This is a genomic window from Enterobacter sp. 198 (assembly GCF_009025585.1).
In the GTDB taxonomy this organism is placed as follows: Bacteria; Pseudomonadota; Gammaproteobacteria; order Enterobacterales; family Enterobacteriaceae; genus Enterobacter; species Enterobacter ludwigii.
The window spans coordinates 531059-551485 of the sequence record NZ_WCIM01000030.1 but is presented as its reverse complement, the minus strand read 5'-3'; the positions used below and the strand labels follow the sequence as shown (position 1 = coordinate 551485).

Annotated in this window: 14 protein-coding genes, 1 tRNA gene and 1 pseudogene; 13 read left to right on the top strand and 3 right to left on the bottom strand. The window is 56.2% G+C overall.

Annotation, left to right across the window (positions count from 1 at the left end; all coding sequences use genetic code 11):
* Positions 1–416: 416 nt before the first annotated feature.
* Both F8561_RS20735 and fumA read left to right on the top strand, forming a co-directional pair.
* The gene (locus tag F8561_RS20735) at positions 417–1925 is read left to right on the top strand and encodes an anion permease (RefSeq protein ID WP_073396077.1); all 1509 of its coding nucleotides are present in this window, start codon (positions 417–419) and stop codon (positions 1923–1925) included.
* Between the two features lie 55 nt (positions 1926–1980).
* Positions 1981–3630 carry a class I fumarate hydratase FumA gene (gene fumA, locus F8561_RS20730; protein ID WP_025203790.1) on the top strand — a complete coding sequence of 550 codons (1650 nt, stop codon included), beginning with the start codon at positions 1981–1983 and terminating at the stop codon, positions 3628–3630.
* Here the strand turns inward: fumA and F8561_RS20725 are convergent.
* Positions 3619–4524: a LysR family transcriptional regulator gene (locus F8561_RS20725; RefSeq protein WP_078774567.1), complete on the bottom strand. Its 906-nt coding sequence runs from the start codon at positions 4522–4524 to the stop codon at positions 3619–3621. The genes fumA and F8561_RS20725 overlap by 12 nt on opposite strands.
* A gap of 95 nt (positions 4525–4619) precedes the next feature.
* Between F8561_RS20725 and F8561_RS20720 the strand changes: the two genes are divergently transcribed.
* From F8561_RS20720 to F8561_RS20710, 3 genes are all read left to right on the top strand, one after another.
* Positions 4620–5927, top strand: coding sequence for a serine hydrolase domain-containing protein (locus F8561_RS20720; protein ID WP_151887958.1), 1308 nt, complete (start codon positions 4620–4622; stop codon positions 5925–5927).
* Positions 5928–6212: 285 nt separating this feature from the next.
* Positions 6213–7526: an MFS transporter gene (locus tag F8561_RS20715; RefSeq protein ID WP_032680672.1), complete on the top strand. Its 1314-nt coding sequence runs from the start codon at positions 6213–6215 to the stop codon at positions 7524–7526.
* Entirely contained in the window at positions 7523–8311 is a 789-nt protein-coding gene (locus tag F8561_RS20710) for a substrate-binding domain-containing protein (protein ID WP_047744878.1), read from the top strand. The genes F8561_RS20715 and F8561_RS20710 overlap by 4 nt, the downstream gene beginning before the upstream one ends.
* Here F8561_RS20710 and F8561_RS20705 read toward each other — a convergent pair.
* Positions 8286–9185, bottom strand: coding sequence for a LysR family transcriptional regulator (locus tag F8561_RS20705; protein ID WP_151887861.1), 900 nt, complete (start codon positions 9183–9185; stop codon positions 8286–8288). The genes F8561_RS20710 and F8561_RS20705 overlap by 26 nt on opposite strands.
* A gap of 315 nt (positions 9186–9500) precedes the next feature.
* On the opposite strand from F8561_RS20705, the gene mtfA reads away from it, so the two are divergent.
* Complete coding sequence (mtfA, locus tag F8561_RS20700) at positions 9501–10298, top strand: DgsA anti-repressor MtfA (RefSeq protein WP_014170764.1); 798 nt, start codon at positions 9501–9503, stop codon at positions 10296–10298.
* Here mtfA and F8561_RS20695 read toward each other — a convergent pair.
* A complete protein-coding gene (locus F8561_RS20695; RefSeq protein WP_151887860.1) occupies positions 10295–11506 on the bottom strand; it encodes an MFS transporter in 1212 nt (403 codons plus the stop codon). The two genes, mtfA and F8561_RS20695, sit on opposite strands and share 4 nt — an antisense overlap.
* A gap of 138 nt (positions 11507–11644) precedes the next feature.
* Here F8561_RS20695 and F8561_RS20690 point away from each other — a divergent pair, with 138 nt between their 5' ends.
* The 7 genes and pseudogenes from F8561_RS20690 to F8561_RS20660 form a co-directional block, all read left to right on the top strand.
* Positions 11645–13387, top strand: coding sequence for an IucA/IucC family protein (locus F8561_RS20690; RefSeq protein ID WP_151887859.1), 1743 nt, complete (start codon positions 11645–11647; stop codon positions 13385–13387).
* The gene (locus F8561_RS20685; protein WP_151887858.1) at positions 13387–14334 is read left to right on the top strand and encodes a GNAT family N-acetyltransferase; all 948 of its coding nucleotides are present in this window, start codon (positions 13387–13389) and stop codon (positions 14332–14334) included. Before F8561_RS20690 ends, F8561_RS20685 begins: the two co-directional genes overlap by 1 nt.
* The gene (gene iucC, locus F8561_RS20680) at positions 14331–16073 is read left to right on the top strand and encodes an IucA/IucC family protein (RefSeq protein WP_151887857.1); all 1743 of its coding nucleotides are present in this window, start codon (positions 14331–14333) and stop codon (positions 16071–16073) included. The genes F8561_RS20685 and iucC overlap by 4 nt, the downstream gene beginning before the upstream one ends.
* On the top strand, positions 16070–17395 hold the full coding sequence (locus tag F8561_RS20675) for a lysine N(6)-hydroxylase/L-ornithine N(5)-oxygenase family protein (protein ID WP_151887856.1): 1326 nt from the start codon (positions 16070–16072) through the stop codon (positions 17393–17395). Before iucC ends, F8561_RS20675 begins: the two co-directional genes overlap by 4 nt.
* A gap of 26 nt (positions 17396–17421) precedes the next feature.
* Positions 17422–19611, top strand: a complete 2190-nt coding sequence (locus F8561_RS20670; RefSeq protein WP_014170770.1) for a TonB-dependent siderophore receptor — start codon at positions 17422–17424, stop codon at positions 19609–19611.
* 164 nt (positions 19612–19775) lie between these two features.
* Positions 19776–19851: transfer RNA gene (locus F8561_RS20665), tRNA-Asn, on the top strand.
* A gap of 179 nt (positions 19852–20030) precedes the next feature.
* Positions 20031–20285, top strand: a pseudogene (locus F8561_RS20660) (Arm DNA-binding domain-containing protein); the annotation flags it as partial.
* Positions 20286–20427: the final 142 nt, after the last annotated feature.

Below are 20427 nucleotides of genomic sequence, written 5' to 3'. Positions count from 1 at the left end.
CAATCCTTTAAACACTGTTAACGTATCAATGACCTTTTCACGATCCCAAGAGACAAAAACAAACCATTAAAAACAAAGAGTTATATGAAAATGGTTATTTGAAATGTTAACAACATTGAGTAAAATCCATATCAAAATAAATAATACCCACATACGCCAGAGTGGTTATTATCAACTGAACAAAAACACCACCGCAACTCTATTTTTTTGATCGCGATCAAGCATCGAGACAGTCAAAGGCGCAATATATAAATATCATCAATTTTTAATTTAGCGCATCAAAAATGCGTTAAATCGCTATTGCTGAAATAGCAAATGCGCACCTTTAGTAACTAAATAAAATAAAAGCAAACTAAAGAAAGCAAATGAATATTTCAGCGCATAACCGAATTCCTGACAACTTAAGACGCGAAACTATGAATACAAAAACTGCTGTAACGCCCCCTGTGGCGAGTCACGCATCCAACGGAAAGGCAAAACGTCTGCTAATGATGGCATTGCCCGTTGTCGTTGCCGTGCTGTTACTGTTTGTTCCGGTCCCGGAAGGGCTTCCTCCTTACGCGTGGCACTACTTCGCTATCTTTGTCGGCGTGATTGTCGGTTTGATCTTCGAACCGCTGCCAGGCGCGGTCATTGGCCTGACCGGCGTCGTGGCGATTGCGCTCTGCAGCCAGTGGGTGTTGTTCAGCCCGGAACAGCTGGCCGACCCGAAATTCAAACTGGCGGGTGCCTCCTTTAAATGGGCCGTGAGCGGTTTTGGTAACTCTACCGTATGGCTGATTTTCGGTGCCTTCATGTTTGCCGCAGGCTATGACAAAACCCGCTTCGGCCGCCGTCTGGCACTGATTCTGGTGAAATATCTGGGTCGTCGCAGCCTGACGCTCGGTTACGCTATCACCTTCGCGGACCTGCTGCTGGCACCGTTTACACCTTCCAACACCGCGCGTAGCGGCGGGACCATCTATCCGATTATCGCTAACCTGCCGCCGCTGTATGGTTCGAAACCAAACGATCCAAGCGCGCGTAAAATTGGTTCTTACCTGATGTGGGTGGCGATCACCGCGGCCTGTATTACCAGCTCAATGTTCCTGTCTGCCCTCGCGCCGAACCTGCTGGCGCTGGCGCTGGTGAAAAGCACCGTGGGGATCGACATCTCCTGGGGCACCTGGTTTATCGCATTCCTGCCGCTGGGCGTGCTGCTGATTCTGACCATGCCGCTGCTGGCCTACTGGTTCTACCCGCCTGAAGTTAAAGTGAACAACGAAGTGCCACTGTGGGCGACCCGTGAACTGGAAAAACTGGGCAAACTGTCCCGTAACGAAATCCTGCTGCTGATTTTCGTCTGCTGCGCGCTGCTGATGTGGATCTTCGCCGCCGCGTGGATTGAACCGGCAATGGCTGCACTGTTAATCGTGGGTCTGATGCTGTGGACCGGGGTGCTGGAGTGGAACGATATCACCGGGAATAAAGCCGCCTGGAACACCTTCGTCTGGTTCGCCACCCTGGTTGCGCTGGCGGATGGCCTCTCCTCCACGGGCTTCATTAGCTGGCTGGGTAAAGAAGGTGGTCTGCTGATGAGCGGTATCTCGCCGGGTGTTGCCACCATCGTACTGCTGCTGGCGTTCTACCTGCTGCACTACCTGTTTGCCAGCACCACCGCACACACAACGGCGCTGCTGCCAGCGATGCTGACCATCGCCTCTACCATTCCGGGCATGAATATGGAGGTGTTCGTCCTGCTGATGGTGACCTCCCTGGGTGTCATGGGGATTATCACCCCTTACGGTACCGGCCCTAGCCCTATCTACTACGGTAGCGGCTACCTGCCAACCAAAGACTACTGGCGCCTCGGCACCATCTTTGGTGCCATCTTCCTGGCGGCCCTGCTGCTGATTGGTTATCCGTGGATGTCCATGATGTTCTGATCCCTGACCGCCGGGCTACCTCTCCGGCGGTTTTATTTTTTTGGAGCAATACGCTATGTCAAACAAACCGTTTTACTACCAGAACCCCTTCCCTCTCGCACACGACGATACCGAATACTATCTGCTGACCAAAGAACACGTCTCTGTTGCCGAATTTGAGGGTCAGGAGATCCTGAAAGTGGAACCCGAAGCGCTGACGCTGCTGGCACAGCAGGCCTTCCACGATGCCGCCTTTATGCTGCGCCCTTCGCATCAGAAACAGGTTGCCGCTATTCTTAACGACCCACAAGCCAGCGAAAATGATAAATACGTTGCCCTGCAGTTCCTGCGCAACTCTGAAATTGCGGCCAAAGGCGTGCTGCCCACCTGCCAGGATACCGGCACGGCGATCATCATGGGTAAAAAAGGCCAGCGCGTCTGGACCGGTGGCGGTGACGAAGCCGCGCTGAGTCAGGGTGTCTATAACACCTACATCGAAGATAACCTGCGTTATTCCCAGAATGCCGCGCTGGATATGTATAAAGAGGTCAATACCGGCACTAACCTGCCTGCGCAGATCGATCTCTACAGCGTCGACGGGGACGAGTATAAATTCCTGTGCATGGCAAAAGGCGGCGGTTCCGCGAATAAAACCTATCTCTATCAGGAAACCAAAGCGCTGATTACCCCGGCGAAACTGAAAAACTATCTGGTTGAGAAAATGCGTACCCTGGGTACCGCGGCCTGCCCGCCTTACCATATTGCCTTCGTGATTGGGGGAACCTCGGCTGAAGCGACGCTGAAAACCGTTAAGCTCGCCTCAACGCGCTATTACGACGCGCTGCCCACCGAAGGCAACGAACACGGTCAGGCGTTCCGTGATGTTCAGCTCGAACAGGAACTGCTTCAGGAAGCACAGAACCTTGGCCTGGGCGCGCAGTTTGGCGGGAAATACTTCGCCCATGATATTCGCGTGATCCGTCTGCCGCGCCACGGTGCCTCCTGCCCCATTGGCATGGGCGTCTCCTGCTCCGCTGACCGCAACATCAAAGCCAAAATCAACCGCGACGGTATCTGGATTGAAAAACTGGAGCACAATCCGGGCCAGTATATTCCAGAATCCCTGCGTCAACAGGGTGAAGGCGACGTGGTCAGCATCAATCTGAATAAGCCGATGAAGGAGATCCTGGCCCAGCTTTCTGCTCATCCGGTCTCTACCCGCCTGTCGCTGAACGGCACCATCATCGTGGCGCGCGACATTGCCCACGCGAAGCTGAAAGAGCTGCTCGACAACGGTGAAGAACTGCCGCAGTACGTCAAAGACCATCCAATCTACTACGCAGGCCCGGCCAAGACTCCGGAAGGCTATGCATCAGGCTCTCTCGGCCCAACCACGGCTGGACGGATGGATTCGTACGTCGACCTGCTGCAGTCTCACGGTGCGAGCATGATCATGCTGGCGAAAGGCAACCGTAGCCAGCAGGTGACCGATGCCTGTCATAAGCACGGCGGTTTCTACCTCGGCAGCATCGGCGGCCCGGCGGCGGTACTGGCACAAAACAGCATCAAGCGTCTGGAGTGCGTGGCCTATCCTGAACTGGGTATGGAAGCCATCTGGAAAATCGAAGTGGAAAACTTCCCGGCGTTTATCCTGGTGGATGACAAGGGTAACGACTTCTTCCAGCAGATCCAGAATCAGCAGTGCAATGGGTGTTCACAGCGCTGAGTTTTTCCACAACGCCGGTAACAGCGACAGCGTTTCAGCGATCCTCTCTCGCTTGTCGCTTCCCGGCTTCCAGATGGTCACCATCGTCTGACTTATCCCCTGGCTGCCCACTTCGGTGTGCAGCCTTTTTACCTTTTTCCACCCGGTCGGCTGGAAATGCGTCGGTAAGAATCCCCAGCCGCATCCCTGCTCCAGCAGGCCCCGCAACATCTCCAGCTCATTGGTGAAAAGGGTGTGCCCCGAAATCTGCAGACGACGTGCCACCGGCTCATCCGAGGCGGCGTGCATAATCACCTGCGGCACCAGCGACAACTCAAGCAGCGACAGCGGCTGCGTGGCTTCAGCGAATAGCGTGTTGCAGGCGTAGAAATCCATATCGATCGCCCCGAGCGCCCGCCACTCCATTTCATTACCCACACTGCGATTACGTGCCTGGCAAATGCCCAGATCCGCCTGCCCGCTGGCCAGCATCGCTTCCGCCTCATCCCGGGAGGCGCTGACCAGGCTCAGACGTAAATGTCGCTTCGCCATCTCGCCAATCAGCGCCTGCAAAAATGGCCTTGAGGTAAAGGGATCGTAAACCAGCGTGATGTCCTGCGTAGCACGCTCCGGTACCGCGCTGGCAAATGCCTCAAAGGCTTTCACCTGGCGCATCAGCAGGTGCGCCTGCCGCTGCAGCTGCTCGCCCTCAGGGGTCAGACGCAGCGTGCGTCCTTCACGCACAAACAGCCTGTACCCTAATCCATCTTCGAGAAAATCAATCAGGTCGCGCAGCGTCGTACGATCTTTCCCGAGCTTCATCGCCGCTTTTGCCAGGCCACCGTATTCCACCACGGCGGTAAACGCTTCCAGTTGGGCAAAGGAATAAATTACCGTCGACACGCCACTCTCCATTCAGTTTTCGGGGGGAATTTCCCCCATTACGCGTTTTTTATTATAAGTCGCGGGTTCTTAAACTGAAGGCGTTCCTAATCACAGCGAGAAAAATGATGAATTGTCCTTCACTGAACCGCACGCTGCTGGCGGGCGTTGTAATTAGCCTGTGCAGCGGTCTGTTTGCGCCTGTCGCACTGGCTGCCTGCGACGGTACTGACCTGAACACCTGCCCTGCTCCGTTCGACAAACAACTTCCTGACACGCACAAGATGCTCACCTGGAGCCAGGCGGATCGCGTGGTCGGCTTTCGAAATGACTACCGCAACTACGCGGGAGATGTGTTCCATCACGGCAACGCCACGCCGCTGCCCAGCGCAGAGAAACCGCTCACTGACGCCCGCTATCAGGTCAATGGCAAGACCTATAACCTGCAGGACTACCTGAAACGTCAGAACGTGAGCGGCATGCTGGTACTGAAAGACGGCAAAATCGCGTGGAAATATCTCGGCGAAGGCAATACGGATACGACGCTCTGGACCTCCCGTTCGGTCGGGAAATCCGTGGTCTCAACGCTGGTTGGCGTGGCTCTCAAAGAGGGAAAAATTCGCTCACTCGACGACCTTGTCACGCAATACGAGCCAGACCTGAAAGGCACCGCCTGGGACGGCGTGACGTTAAAACAGCTGATCACCCACACCTCCGGCGTGGCATGGAACGAAGACTACACTAATCCCGCCTCCGATTTCGCACAGCTCACCGAGTGTGAAGCGAAACCAGGCACCTATGACTGCGTGCGTAAGCTGGTGTCCGGGCTGAAACGCGAACACCCGGCAGGCCAGCACTGGTCTTACTCCTCCGGTGGCGCCTGGCTGTTGGGTGACGTGCTTGAGCGTGCAACGGGCATGACCCTGGCCGCCTATCTTGAGAAGAGCATCTGGCAGCCGTACGGCATGGCGAGCGACGGTGTATGGCATGCCTACCGTAAAGGTCAGCATGATGTCGGCGCGCATGGCTTTAACGCCACGCTGGAAGACTGGGGACGCTTCGGGGAGTTTATCCTGCATAACGGCACACTACCGAATGGCAAACAGATCCTGCCTGACAACTGGGTGAAAGACGCCTCACGCTGGACGCAGGCTGATGGATCTGTCTCTGACGCACACCCGACCGGCTTGTACGGCTATCAGTGGTGGAACAACGAAGTGCCCGTCACGGCCACGAAGGTGGCGCCCGCGGCGAATGAGTCGCTGAAAGGCTCGCTCTGGGCGCTGGGGATCTTTGGGCAGATGATCATGGTAAACCAGGCGGAAAATCTGGTGATCGTTCAGTGGTCCACCTGGCCGCAGGCCGAACCGTCGTTTAGCGCACAGCCGCTGGAAGCCTCACTGATGTTCAGTGCGATTGCCAACGCGTTGCGGTAAGTGATAGTTAACAGCCAGGCATCGCCTGGCTTTTGTCTTCGCTGCAAACAAGGGTGCCTCTGCGCGATGTCACAAAACGGCAATATCAGTGACTTACCCAAACTGGTGAATAAAAAATCAATTAATTGTTAAGTTATTGTTACGACAATCACTCCCGATCGACCACGCGCTATTGATGCGTTAAATGCATCAGTCCATGTATTAATTGCGCTTATAAATTTGGGGTTCTTGATCCAGTTTTCAGAAACAGACGAGCAAAACGTCAACAATAAACTGGAGATAACCATGTTTTCCTCAACCTCACCTGCAACCGTTCGCTCGAAAGCGGGCGCGATACTTCGCGTGACGTCCGGCAACTTTCTCGAGCAATTCGACTTCTTTCTCTTCGGCTTTTATGCGACCTACATCGCGCACACCTTTTTCCCGGCGAGCAGTGAATTTGCTTCCCTGATGATGACGTTTGCCGTCTTTGGCGCAGGATTTTTAATGCGCCCTATCGGGGCAATCGTACTGGGTGCCTATATCGACAAGGTTGGACGCAGAAAAGGACTCATCGTGACCCTGTCGATTATGGCGGCGGGTACCTTCCTGATCGTGCTTATTCCGTCTTATCACAGCATAGGTCTGTGGGCACCGTTACTGGTTCTGACTGGCCGACTGTTGCAGGGGTTTTCTGCCGGAGCGGAGCTGGGTGGCGTATCGGTCTATCTGGCTGAAATTGCCACGCCCGGCCGCAAAGGCTTTTACACCAGCTGGCAGTCCGGCAGCCAGCAGGTCGCGATTATGGTTGCGGCAGCCATGGGGTTTGCGCTGAATGCGCTGATGGCAGAGAGCGCCATTCGTGAATGGGGCTGGCGTATCCCGTTCCTGGTCGGCTGTTTAATCGTACCGTTTATCTTTTTCCTGCGCCGCAAGCTGGAGGAGACAGAGGAGTTCAACGCACGCCGCCATCATCTGGAGATGCATCAGGTCTTTAAAACCCTGCTCGGTAACTGGCAGGTGGTCATTGCCGGCATGCTGATGGTGGCAATGACCACCACGGCCTTTTATCTGATCACCGTTTACGCGCCGACTTTCGGGAAAAAAGTGCTGATGCTCAGCGCTTCGGACAGCCTGCTGGTCACGCTTCTGGTGGCAATTTCCAACTTTATCTGGCTGCCAGTAGGCGGTGCGCTGTCGGACCGCTTTGGGCGTAAACCGGTGCTTATCGCCATGACGCTGCTGGCTCTGGCGACGAGCTACCCCGCACTGACGCTGCTGGCGCAGGCACCGAGTTTCTCAATGATGCTGAGCGTCCTGCTGTGGCTCTCTTTCCTCTATGGCCTGTACAACGGTGCGATGATCCCGGCGCTCACAGAGATCATGCCTTCTGAAGTTCGCGTGGCGGGGTTCTCTCTGGCCTACAGTCTGGCAACGGCGGTATTTGGGGGGTTCACGCCGGTAATGTCTACCGCGCTGATAGAATATACCGGGGATAAAGCCTCTCCCGGCTACTGGATGAGTTTCGCCGCGGTGTGCGCCCTGCTGGCAACACTTTACCTGTACCGTCGTCGTGCAGTGACGCTGCAAAATACCGTGAAATCAGAGGGGGCGGCATGAGACTGATTCCTCGACTGACCACCGGCGCGTTGATACTGACCGTCCTGAGCTTCAGTGCCTCAGCGAAAGAGGTGACGGTCATGATCTCAGGCGGTTTTAAAGCCGCCCTTGAAAAGCTGGCACCGGAATATGAACGCCAGACCGGCGATAACATTGTGCTCATTCCCGGCCCGTCTATGGGAACGACTCCGCAGGCAATTCCTAACCGGCTTGCGCGCGGGGAAAAAGCCGACGTGGTGATCATGGTGGGCGATGCGCTGGCAACACTTGAAAAGGACAACCTGACTCAACCAGGCTCGCGCACGGAACTTGCGGACTCCCCTGTCGGTATGGTGGTAAAAAAAGGCGCTGACGTCCCGGATATCAGTAACGAGGCGAAACTTCGCCATACGCTGCTTCAGGCGGAGTCCATCGCCTACTCCGACAGCGCCAGCGGCAGATACGTCAGCCAGACGCTGTTCAAAACGCTGGGGATTGAAAAAGAGGTGATGGGTAAAGCAACGAAGGTTGAGCGCATTCCCGTCGCCGAAGAAGTGGCGAAAGGGAAATACGCGGTAGGTTTCCAGCAGGTCAGCGAACTGCTGCCGATTCCGGGAGTGACGTTTATTGGCAAACTCCCGGACAACCTGCAATACATCACCCGCTTTGCTGGCGCCGTGACCCGCCACGCCGACCATCCTGGCGAAGGGAAAGCGCTGCTGGATTACCTTTCCTCGACACAGTCCAGCGCCGTGATTCGCGACACGGGGATGAGCCCCGTCACGTCCCGCGGTACTGCACAGTAATGTGTTTTTCCAGTTCAGCCGCAATGTAAGACTGGATACGCCCCCGGCGTCGGATAAGCCCCACAGTGCGTTTCACCTCCGGCGCCACGAGCGGGACAGACGTCAGTAGCGAGTGCTCTGACGTCGGCATCGACATGGCGGGCACGGCAGCAATGCCGATGCCAGCCTCTACCATACCGAGCATCGTGGTCACATGGCGCGTTTCGCAAACGCTGGGACGCGCAGGCACGATATCCCCCAGCATCCGGTCGAGCAGGTTACGGTTGCCTGACGTTTTGTCGAGGATGATATAGTCCTGCTGATAAAACGCCTGCCACGTCAGGTGAGTCTTTTTTGCCAGCGGATGATCGCGCCTGCACGCGGCGACATAGCTATCTTCCACAAGGGGGAAAAACTCGATTTCAGAGGGCAAACTCCCGGCGAAACAGATCCCGAAATCCGCCTGGCTACGGGCAACCGCATCAATGACATTCCCCGCGCTGCTGTCGATGAGCTTAATCCGGACACGCGGATAACGGGCCTGAAAGCGACGAATGACATCCGGCATAAAGTAATAGGCCGCAGACGGTACCGTAGCGACGGTAATCAGCCCGGTCCGCTCTTCACTCACTTTATCAATATCAGCCAGCATGGACTCAACGTTATCGAGCAACTGCGCTGAACGTTCAGCAAAGTTCTGCCCGTAGAGTGTCAGAGCCACGTGGCGGGTGGTCCGGTCAAACAGCTTCGCTCCCAGCGCCGCCTCCAGTTTTTCAATCCTGCGGCTCAGTGCTGACGGGGACAAACAGATAGATTCAGCAGCAACCCGAAAGTTGCCGTATTCCACTAACGCTCTGAAAGCATAAAGATCGTTAAGGTCAAAATTTACGGGCATAGCGTCTGAATGTCCTGTCTGGCAATACGAACGAAAGTCAAAAATAATAGCGGCTTATTGTCCTGCCGCAACCGGTGAAGCGCCGAAATCCCTTAAGGATTTGGTTTTCACGCTGACCATAATGGGGTAAGTGTCATAAGATTAGGCTTCGACTGAGTTCACAAAATGAAGGTGATACCAGCAAACCGCTATCCACCGTTACGTACGAAGTGATAGTTTATCCAGGCTGGAATTGAAGCAATGACCGAATGTCTGGCATTTTAACAGAACCTTACCTTCCCCTTTTGTTCAAGTGACGAGTTTGCGAGCAAAGCGATGATTAAGTGGCCCTGGAAAACGAATGACGCTGGCCGAAATATGGCGCTGCCGTGGGATGAAGCGCTGGCGATCCCTGTTCTGGCTAATCTTCAGCCGGATGAACAATCAAAACTGGTTCAACTGGCGGATCGCTTTTTGCAGCAAAAACGTCTGGTTCCGCTGCAGGGCTTCGAGCTGGATCCCCTGAAAAACGCGCGTATCGCCCTGCTTTTCTGTCTGCCGGTTCTGGAACTCGGTATTGAGTGGCTGGATGGCTTCCATGAAGTACTCATCTACCCTGCACCGTTCGTGGTGGACGATGAATGGCAGGACGATTTCGGCCTGGTGCATAACCAGCGGGTGGTGCAGTCCGGGCAAAGCTGGCAGCAAGGGCCCATCATCCTGAACTGGCTTGATATTCAGGACTCGTTCGACGCATCCGGCTTTAACCTGATCATTCACGAAGTGGCGCATAAGCTGGATACCCGCAACGGGGATCGCGCCAGCGGTGTACCGCTGATCCCGCTTCGTGAGGTTGCAGGTTGGGAACACGATCTGCATGCGGCAATGGATAATATCCAGGATGAGATAGATCTGGTGGGCGAAAGTGCCGCCAGCATCGATGCCTATGCGGCAACCGATCCTGCGGAGTGCTTTGCGGTGCTGTCAGAATATTTCTTTAGCGCACCTGAGCTTTTCGCCCCCCGTTTCCCGGCCCTGTGGCAACGGTTCTGTCAGTTTTATCAGCAAGACCCTCTCCTGCGTCTGCGGCAAAATGAGGATCCTGCCGGCAATTCATCTCACCAGCTCCATTAAGACGGGTCGACATGGGTACGATTGACCGCCCGTACCCATAGACTCATCACCAGAAACATCAGCGCCATCACCCAGGCGGCCTGCGTTAAAAATACCTCGCCGAATAAACGCGTGACGGCAGGCACCAGCAGCGCACTCAGGCCGTAGCCCAGCGTGTGGCTGGTGGCAATCACTCCCGCCCCTTTTCCGGTGGTCAGCCGTTCATTCAGCAGCAGCTGGTATCCCGGCGTCGCCATGGCGGCTCCCAGCGACGTCATGACAATCCCCACGTAGAACAACACCAGACCGGCAATACACATTAGCCCCAGTCCCGTCACCATCAGTACCGCGGCCAGGCAGAGCAATGTCACCGGGCTGAAATGCTGCGGACGGACCACCAGAAATTGTGCAGCGAGCGTTGCCAGCGCGGCCAGGCTCAGCAGCAGCGCGACATGATGACTCACCTCTCGCGGGTTACCGTCCAGCAGAGGGCTGAGATGCGGTGACAGGCCAAGCTGCATCAGGCTCACCAGTGCAGCCAAAAGCAACGCCAGCACAAGGTACGGCAGCATTGAAACCTGCACACGCGTCGCCTGATGCGCGACAGGCGGCAGCGGCGGATCGGCGACCTCTCGAAGGACCAGCAGGAGAGCGATAAACGGTGCAATCGCCATCAACCAGAGGGGAGCCACCGGATTGACGCTGAGCATCATCGCCGCCAGCGGCGGCCCCAGCAGACGACCGCAGCTGAGGCCGGAGCTTATGGTCGCCAGCGCGGCCATGCGTTTATCCAGCCCCGCGCGCTGGATGGCCCATGTCTGAGCCGCGGGCACCAGCCCTGAGACGGTCAGGCCGTACAGCGTACGCGAGAGGATCAGGCCCGCCAGCCCCCAGACAGCACTCATCATCCCGCTTGCCATCGCCCAGACCACCAGCGCCATCACGACGAAACTTGCCAGATAGCCACTTAGCGAGGCCTGCATCACGACCTTGCAGCCGTGTCGCTCGCTCTGACGCCCCCACCAGGGCGATGCGGGTAAAAAGAGCATGGAGCCGAACATTAACAGCCCCGCCCAGACGGAGAGCGATAACCCGGTCAGGGTGACCAGTTGCGGCAGCATGACCAGCAACCCGTTTTGCCCAATACCTAACAATCCGGCGCATAACGCCAGTGGCCAGTTCGCTTTCGGGGTGAGGTTTTCCGTCAGTGTTTCAGGGTAAGTGCGCATGAGAATGTGAACATAGTGTCAATAAATGTGTGGAAATCATGAAGTTTATGAAAACAAATATTGCAAAAATAGTTGCGACTGTAAACAGAATGCATATCATAACGATAATTATTATCAATCATGGAATGAGGTACACCTATGCGTACTCTGCCCCGCTCCGCCGGTACAGACGTTGCGGCCCAGTGTTTTTTGAACGCCCTGTTGCGTGAAACGAAGGACTGGCGCTATCTCCCCGCTACCGTTGCGGATGAGCTATCGCAGATTCATATTCCGCTCTCTTCAACCCAGGCCATTCGGGTTCCGGTACGCTATTTCTCACCGACTCAGCATCATCAGTATCACTTTCCGGCGATGCTTATCCAGCGCGACAGCGACAGCGGTGACGCCGTCACTTTCGCGCAACTGATTGACTTAATTCTGGAAAAACCTTCAGTTAAAGGCTCACTCGATACCGAAACGCTGGCTCGCTTTAAGCAACGCGCCCTTGAAAGCCATGCCCACACCTGGCAGGCCATCGATTTGCGCCACAACTGGGCAACCCTGCGTGACAAACCGCTGAATTTTGCGCAAGCAGAACAGGCGCTGCTGGTGGGCCATGCGTTTCACCCGGCCCCCAAATCTCACGAGCCGTTTAACGAAAGTGAAGCGCGCCGTTATTTGCCTGATTTTGCCTCCCGCTTCCCGCTGCGCTGGTTTGCGGTTAAGCGTGAATTGATTGCCGGCGACAGCCTGGCCGTCTCTCTTCGCGAACGCCTGCTGCGCTTCGCAGCGCAGAGCGCCCCTGAGCTCCTCGGTCACTTCACCGATACCTGCTGGCTGCTGCCGATGCATCCGTGGCAGGCCGAGCATTTGCTGGGTCAGGCCTGGTGCCAGCGACTTGTGGCTAACGGCGACCTGCAGGATTTGGGCGAAGCGGGCGCACAGTGGCTGCCCACCAGCTCCTCGCGCTCGCTGTACAGCGAAACCAACAGCGACATGATCAAGTTTTCCCTCAGCGTGCGCCTGACCAACTCCGTGCGCACGCTGTCGGTGAAAGAGGTTAAACGCGGTATGCGCCTGGCGCGTCTGGCTAAGACAGCGCGCTGGCAGACCTTACAGGCACGCTACCCGACCCTGCGTGTTATGCAGGAAGACGGCTGGGCGGGGCTGCGTGATGAAAATGGCGTCATCCAGGAAGAGAGCCTGATGGCCCTGCGCGTGAACCTGCTGTTCGAGACGCCAGACAACCAGACCAACGTACTGGTGAGCCTGACGCAGGCGGCACCGGACGGAGGTGACAGTATGCTGGTTGCGGCGGTACGTCGTCTGAGCCAGCGCCTGGATTTACCCCTTGCCGGGGCTGCGCGCTGCTGGGTGCAGGCGTATTGCGATCGCGTCTTACTTCCGCTGTTTAGCGCGGAAGCGGATTACGGCCTGGTTCTGCTGGCACACCAGCAAAATATCCTCGTTGAGATGCAGCAAGATTTCCCCGTCGGGCTGATCTACCGTGATTGCCAGGGCAGCGCCTGGACCGAAGGGGCCGATGAATGGCTAAAAGAGGCGGGTGAACATGATGTGGAAAACCGTTTTGGCGAAAGCCAGCTGCTGCGCTACTTCCCCTACTACCTGCTGCTGAACTCAACGCTTGCCGTGACTGCCGCCCTCGCCGCCGCCGGTTTCGACAGCGAAGAGAGCCTGATGGCGCAGGTGCGTGACGCACTGTCCGAATTACGCAAAACAGCGAAACAGACCCGCTGCCTCGACTACGTGCTCGACAGCCCAACCTGGAACTGTAAAGGCAACTTTTTCTGCTATCTGCACGATCGCAACGAAAACACCATCGCCGATCCGGCAGTGATCTATTTCGACTTTAGCAACCCGTTTTACAAGGAGAAGGCGTGATGGCAAACGCGAATATCGTCCATTCTGGCTATGGCTTTCGCTGCACCGAAACGGAGAACACTCTGCCCCTGACGTTAGGTCTCGACGGCAGCGCAGTGCTTGAGCGCGTGGGTGGTATCCCGGAAGGTTGGTTAGTCGACGCGCTGGATCAGCTGTTTATCGCCGCGCCGGCACTGACCGGCGTCACGCTCCCCTGGTCCGCCTGGCAGGATGAACCGCAGGCGCAGGCGCTGTTTACGCTTGCCAGCGGGGATTATCTGGCGCGCGAAACGTTCTGGCAGTTGCCTCTGTGGCTGCAGGGAGAACGGCCCCAGAACCACGGCGGCATGCAGTTCGATGAAAGCCGTCAGCTTTACTTCCCGCTGCGCCCTCACCGCCCGCAAGGTGGAGTCTATCGCCGTTACGACCCGCAGATTAAACGCACCCTGAGTTTCCGCGTGGCCGATGTGGCGCAGGACGGCGAACGTTTCACCCGCTGGATGAACACCCCGCGCGTTAACGCCTTCTGGGAGATGGCCGGCCCGCAGGCGGAGCAGGAAAATTACCTGCGCCGTCAGCTCGACTCGACCTATTGTTATCCGCTTATCGGCTGCTTTGATGACCAGCCGTTCGGCTACTTTGAAATTTACTGGGCGGCGGAAGACCGTATTGGCCGTCACTATCGCTGGCAGCCGTTTGACCGCGGCCTGCACATGCTGGTTGGGGAAGAAAACTGGCGCGGCGCGCAGTATATCCGCAGCTGGCTGCGCGGTCTGAGCCATTATCTGTGGCTGGATGAGCCACGCACAACACGCATCGTTGCCGAGCCGCGTTTCGACAACCAGCGCCTGTTCCGCCATCTTTCGTCTGCCGGTTTCGAAACCGTAAAAGAGTTCGACTTCCCGCATAAACGCTCGCGCCTCATCATGAACCAGCGTCACCGCTTCTTCAGCGAGGTGGGACTGTGAGCGTGTACTGGCAGAAAGTGAACCGCGACATGGTGGCGAAGATCCTCGCCGAGCTGGAATATGAACGCACCCTGAGCGCCCGGCAGCTTGCAGACAATCGCTGGCAAATCACCATGGGCGCGGAGACCTGGCAGTTCCAGGCCACGCGCGGGATCTGGGGCTGGCTGCATATCGACCCCGAGAGCCTGACCACCGTCAGCGGTGTCGCAGTGGACGCAGAAACTGCACTGCTGCAGCTTGCGACGGTACTGGAGATGAGCGACGCGCAGACCGCGGAGCATCTGGAAGATCTCTATGCCACGCTGCGGGGTGATATTCAGCTGTTACAGGCGCGCGAAACGCTGGATGCTGACGCGCTCATTCATCTCGACCCGGACGAATTACAGTGCCTGATGAGCGGCCATCCTAAGTTTATCTTTAACAAGGGACGCCGCGGCTGGGGGCTGGATGCGCTACGCCAGTATGCTCCGGAATACCGTGGCCGTTTTCGCCTGCACTGGGTCGCCGTGCAACGTGCGCACCTGGTCTGGAGCAGCGATGTTGATTGCGATATCAATACTCTGCTGGCGAGCGCCATGGATAACGTCGAGCGCGCCCGGTTTGATGCCCGCTGGCAGGCGCTGGATCTTGATGATAACTGGCTGCCCGTACCGCTGCATCCGTGGCAATGGCAACAAAAGATTGCTGTCCATTTCCTGGCGCAACTCGCGCGCGGCGAAATGGTTGAGCTGGGCGAGTTTGGCGACGAGTACCTGGCGCAGCAATCGTTGCGTACCCTCACCAATGCCAGCCGCCGCGCGCCGTTTGACATCAAGCTGCCGCTGACCATTTACAACACCTCCTGCTATCGCGGTATTCCGGGTAAGTACATTGCCGCTGGCCCGCTGGCCTCACGCTGGTTACAGCAGCAGTTCGCTAGCGATGCCACGCTTATTCGCTGTGGCGCGCAGGTGCTTGGCGAGCCCGCGGCCGGGTATCTTTCCCACCCGGGTTACGCCGCACTGCCGAAAGCACCTTACCGTTATCAGGAGATGCTGGGGGTTATCTGGCGCGAAAATCCGTCCTGTTATCTTCAGCGGGGTGAAGAGGCGGTGCTGATGGCTGCGTTGATGGAGAGCGATAACGCCGGACGCCCCTTGATTGACGCATGGATTGCCCAATCCGGTTTGACCGCTGAAGCCTGGCTGGAAAAGCTCTTTGACGCGACGGTCATCCCCTTCTATCACCTGCTCTGCCGCTACGGCGTGGCGCTTATCGCCCACGGCCAGAACGTGACGCTGGTGATGAAAGACGCCATCCCGCAACGCATCCTGCTGAAAGATTTCCAGGGGGACATGCGCCTGGTGGATGAAGATTTCCCGCAGGCAGCAAGCCTGCCTGAACAGGTGAAGTCCGTCACGGCGCGCCTGAGTGCGGATTACATCATTCACGATCTGCAAACCGGTAACTTTGTCACGGTGCTGCGGTTTATTTCACGCCTTACCCTGCAAAGCGGCGTCAGCGAAACCCGTTTCTACCAGATCCTGGCCGAGGTATTGCGCCGCTATATGGCCGCGCATCCCGATCTCGCCGAACGCTTTGCGAAGTTTGATCTGTTTAAGCCGCAAATTATTCGCGTGATCCTCAACCCGGTCAAACTGACCTTCTCCGAACACGATGGCGGCAGCCGCATGTTGCCGAACTATGTCACCGATCTTGATAACCCTCTTTTTCTGGTCTCCCAGGAGTCAGCGCAATGAAAACGTATGATTTCATCGGCATTGGTATTGGCCCGTTTAACCTCAGCATCGCCGCACTGGCTGAGGGACTGGACGGTTTTAGTTCGCTGTTTCTTGAACGCAAGCCGCATTTCTCCTGGCACCCTGGCATGATGGTGCCGGACTGCCATATGCAAACCAGCTTCCTGAAAGATCTGGTGAGCGCCGTGGAGCCCACCAATCGCCACAGTTTTCTTAACTATCTGGTGCAGCGTAAAAAGTTCTATCGTTTTTTGACCACCGAGCAGCGTACGGTCTCTCGCGAAGAGTTTGCCGATTACCTGTGCTGGGCCGCGGAAAACCTCACCAACCTGTCCTTCAGCCAGCAGGTACAGCAGGTCAGTTTTGATGAAAAAAACGGTCTGTTCGACGTGGTGACTCAGCGCGATCGCTTCCTGGCGCGTCACGTCTGCGTGGGAATTGGCAAACAGATTAACCTGCCTGACTGCGCTCCGGCGCAGGATGACAGCTGCTTCCACGCCAGCGAGATGATGCTGCGCACGCCGGACTTAGCGGGCAAGCGCGTCACCGTCGTCGGCGGAGGTCAGAGTGGTGCGGATCTGTTTCTGAATATCTTCCGCGGGGAGTGGGGTCAGCCACTGAGCCTGAACTGGGTTTCCCGACGCAACAATTATAACGCGCTGGATGAAGCGGCTTTCGCCAACGAGTATTTCACGCCGGAATATGTAGACAGCTTCTCCACGCTTGGCGAAGAGGCGCGTCGTCAGATGCTGCACGAGCAGAAGATGACCTCCGACGGCATCACCACGGGGTCTCTGCTGGCGATTTATCGCGCCATGTATCACCGCTTCGAAGTGCTGCGGGAAAAACCGTGGGCACACCTGCTGCCCTCTCGCTCGGTCACCGCGATCGCGCAGCAGGAGAACGGTAAGCGCCTGACGTTACAGCATCACCTTGACGGCGGCCGTGAACAACTCGATACCGACGTGGTGATTTTCGCGACCGGCTATCGCACCGTGCAGCCTGCGTTTCTGGCACCGCTCTCCCATCGCCTGCGTCTGGACGCCGACGAAACCTTCTGCATCAACAATGATTTCACCCTTGAATGGGACGGTCCGCAGAGCAACCGCCTGTTCGCCGTGAATGCCGGGATGCACCGTCTTGGCATTGCCGAACCCCAGCTCAGCCTGATGGCCTGGCGCGCCGCGCGAATTCTGAATCGCGCGCACGACGATGAGCCGTTTGAGCTGGCCACCACCCCTGGCGTGATCCACTGGCGAAGCACTCCCCGCCCGGACAGCAGCCAGGTTTATCAATCTTTAGCAAGAACCACCGAGTACTGACACACACATTCAGGAACTACATAACAATGAAACGTTCTCATCTTTGGGTTTTAAATCCTTGCTTGCTTGCAATGCTTTCTACCTCTGCGTGGGCGGAAGAACAAAAGGAAGAAAATATTGTTGTCTCCGCCAGCCGCGCGCACCGCAGCGTGGCGGAGATGGCGCAGACTACCTGGGTTATTGAGCGTGCTGAGATTGAACAGCAGGTTCAGGGTGGAAAAGAGATTAAAGAAGTCCTGGCGCAGTTGATCCCGGGCATGGACGTCAGCAGCCAGGGCCGCACCAACTACGGTATGAACCTGCGCGGCCGCTCGATGATGGTGATGGTGGATGGCGTGCGTCTTAACTCGTCCCGCAGCGACAGCCGCCAGCTTGACTCTATCGATCCGTTCAACATCGACCGCATCGAAGTCATCTCAGGTGCAACCTCGCTTTATGGCGGCGGCAGCACCGGCGGCCTGGTGAACATCGTCACCAAAAAAGGCCAGCCTGATACCGAAGTGGAGTTCCAGACCGGAGCAAAGAGTGGCTTTAACAGCCATAACGATCACGATGAGAACGTGTCAGCCGCGGTGAGCGGCGGCAACGACAATGCCTCTGGCCGGTTGTCAGTATCGTATCAGCGCTACGGCGGCTGGTACGACGGCAAAGGCAACGAGGTGATTATTGATAACACCCAGACCGGATTACAGTATTCCGACCGTCTGGATGTGATGGGAACAGGCACCCTCAACATCGACGATCACCAGCAGCTGCAGCTTACGACGCAATACTACAAGAGCGAGTCCGACGGGAAGCACGGCCTGTTCCTTGGGGAAAACTTCTCCGCGGTTACGGGTGATGCCAAAGCCTACAATAAAGGCAACCTGAACTCTGACCGCCTGCCGGGCACAGAGCGGCATCTGATTAACCTGCAGTATTCCAACACCGATTTCTGGGGCCAGGATCTGGTCGCACAGATTTACTATCGTGACGAAAGCCTGACCTACTACCCGTTCCCGACACTGACCAAAGGCGTGGTGAGCAGCATCGGTGCGTCGCAGCAGAAAACCGATTTTTACGGCGGCAAGCTGACGCTGAACAGCAAACCGATGGATGATTTAACGCTGACCTGGGGTGTGGATGCTGACCACGAAACCTTCGACGCTAACCAGCAGTTCTTCAATCTGGACAAAGCGGCAGCAAGCGGCGGTATGGATCTGGAGAACGCCTATAACGTTGGCCGTTACCCGGGTTACAGCATTACCAACCTCGCCCCGTTCCTGCAGGCCAGCTACGACATTGATGCCATCACCCTGAGCGGCGGCGTGCGCTATCAGTACACCGAAAACAAGGTGGATGACTTCGTTGGTTATACCCAGCAACAGGCCATCGCTAACGGGAAAGCCACATCGGCTGACGCGGTACCGGGCGGGAAAACCAATTACAACAACTTCCTGTTCAACGCCGGGATCCTTGGCCGCCTGACCGAACAGCAGCAGCTGTGGTTTAACTTCTCCCAGGGCTTCGAAATTCCGGACCTGGCGAAGTACTACGGCTCCGGTACCTACCAGCTTGTCGACGGGCACTATCGCCTGCTGAACAGCGTGAACGTTAACGACTCGACGCTGGACGGCATTAAGGTTAACGCGTATGAGCTGGGCTGGCGCTACACCGGCGACAACCTGCGCACGCAGGTTGCGGCGTATTACTCGCTCTCGGACAAAACCATCACCATCAACAAGACGGACATGACCATCAACCTGGAAGACGACAAGCGTCGTATCTACGGGATTGAAGGCCAGGTGGACTATTTCTTCACCGACAGCGACTGGAGCACCGGCGCGAACTTTAACGCCATTAAGTCTGAAACCCGCGAGAACGGTAAATGGGAGAAGCTGACGGTAGACAGCGCCAGCCCGTCGAAAGCCAGCGCCTGGGTCAACTGGGCACCGGGCGACTGGACCCTGCGCGTGCAGAGTACGCAGACCTTTGACGTGTCAGATGCCGACGGTAAGAAGATCGATGGCTATAACACGGTCGACTTCCTGGGCAGCTACGACCTGCCGGTGGGTAAAGTCAGCTTCAGCGTGGAAAATGTGCTGGACAAAGACTACACCACCGCCTGGGGTCAGCGTGCGCCGGGGCTGTATAGCCCAACCTACGGTGCACCAGGTCTGTATACTTATAAAGGCCGTGGCCGTACGTTTGGTCTGAACTACTCCGTACTGTTCTAATCCTGCGCGCCGCCTGCGGGCGGCGCAATTTGCTGTGTAATTTCAGCGCGAATTTGCTATAAAATCAGCGATTTGCTGAAATTGTCGGCAAACGAACGAAAAGTGCGTTTTCCCCCTTTGACAAGACGAACTGAGGTCGATACTATGCGCCTCGTTCACACGATTCCTCTGTAGTTCAGTCGGTAGAACGGCGGACTGTTAATCCGTATGTCACTGGTTCGAGTCCAGTCAGAGGAGCCAATTTAAAGAAACCAGATGTCTACTGACGTCTGGTTTTTTGCTTTCTATCAATTGGTTAATCCTTCTAGCTTGTCTACTCACGTCTCGTAAAAAACACTCGAAGCTACACCCTTTTGCTGGTAAAAATGCTGGTAAAGCTGGTTCGGTTTTTCTTTTACCAGCATCCAAGGGTAACCGCCATGCCACTTACTGATACCAAAGTAAAAAATGCTAAACCCGCTGAAAAGCCCGTTAAGCTCACTGATGGGTTCGGCCTCTACCTTCTGGTACATCCTAACGGTTCAACGTACTGGCAGTTGGGTTATCGCTTTGAAGCGAAACAAAAGGTGTTTTCCATAGGTGGCTACCCTGCCGTTTCTCTGGCAGACGCAAGGCAACGCCGCGACGAAGCCAAAAAGCTTTTAGCATCAGGAGTTGATCCCAGCGCTAAAAAATATACATTTATCGATCGATATAACAGATCAATAAGTTAATGAAATGTGAGCTTAATTGACTGATTTTGCACATCGAAAGTAGCCCTCTGCTGGTTTTGACTGTTTCCTGACGGGTACTTATTTATAGACATATGCCTGACAT

Excerpts from the sequence above, each read along its gene's own strand:
- F8561_RS20735 (WP_073396077.1), top strand. The coding sequence starts at position 417 with ATGAATACAAAAACTGCTGTAACGCCCCCTGTGGCGAGTCACGCATCC.
- fumA (WP_025203790.1), top strand. The coding sequence starts at position 1,981 with ATGTCAAACAAACCGTTTTACTACCAGAACCCCTTCCCTCTCGCACAC.
- F8561_RS20725 (WP_078774567.1), bottom strand. The coding sequence starts at position 4,524 with ATGGAGAGTGGCGTGTCGACGGTAATTTATTCCTTTGCCCAACTGGAA.
- F8561_RS20720 (WP_151887958.1), top strand. The coding sequence starts at position 4,620 with ATGAATTGTCCTTCACTGAACCGCACGCTGCTGGCGGGCGTTGTAATT.
- F8561_RS20715 (WP_032680672.1), top strand. The coding sequence starts at position 6,213 with ATGTTTTCCTCAACCTCACCTGCAACCGTTCGCTCGAAAGCGGGCGCG.
- F8561_RS20710 (WP_047744878.1), top strand. The coding sequence starts at position 7,523 with ATGAGACTGATTCCTCGACTGACCACCGGCGCGTTGATACTGACCGTC.
- F8561_RS20705 (WP_151887861.1), bottom strand. The coding sequence starts at position 9,185 with ATGCCCGTAAATTTTGACCTTAACGATCTTTATGCTTTCAGAGCGTTA.
- mtfA (WP_014170764.1), top strand. The coding sequence starts at position 9,501 with ATGATTAAGTGGCCCTGGAAAACGAATGACGCTGGCCGAAATATGGCG.
- F8561_RS20695 (WP_151887860.1), bottom strand. The coding sequence starts at position 11,506 with ATGCGCACTTACCCTGAAACACTGACGGAAAACCTCACCCCGAAAGCG.
- F8561_RS20690 (WP_151887859.1), top strand. The coding sequence starts at position 11,645 with ATGCGTACTCTGCCCCGCTCCGCCGGTACAGACGTTGCGGCCCAGTGT.
- F8561_RS20685 (WP_151887858.1), top strand. The coding sequence starts at position 13,387 with ATGGCAAACGCGAATATCGTCCATTCTGGCTATGGCTTTCGCTGCACC.
- F8561_RS20675 (WP_151887856.1), top strand. The coding sequence starts at position 16,070 with ATGAAAACGTATGATTTCATCGGCATTGGTATTGGCCCGTTTAACCTC.
- F8561_RS20670 (WP_014170770.1), top strand. The coding sequence starts at position 17,422 with ATGAAACGTTCTCATCTTTGGGTTTTAAATCCTTGCTTGCTTGCAATG.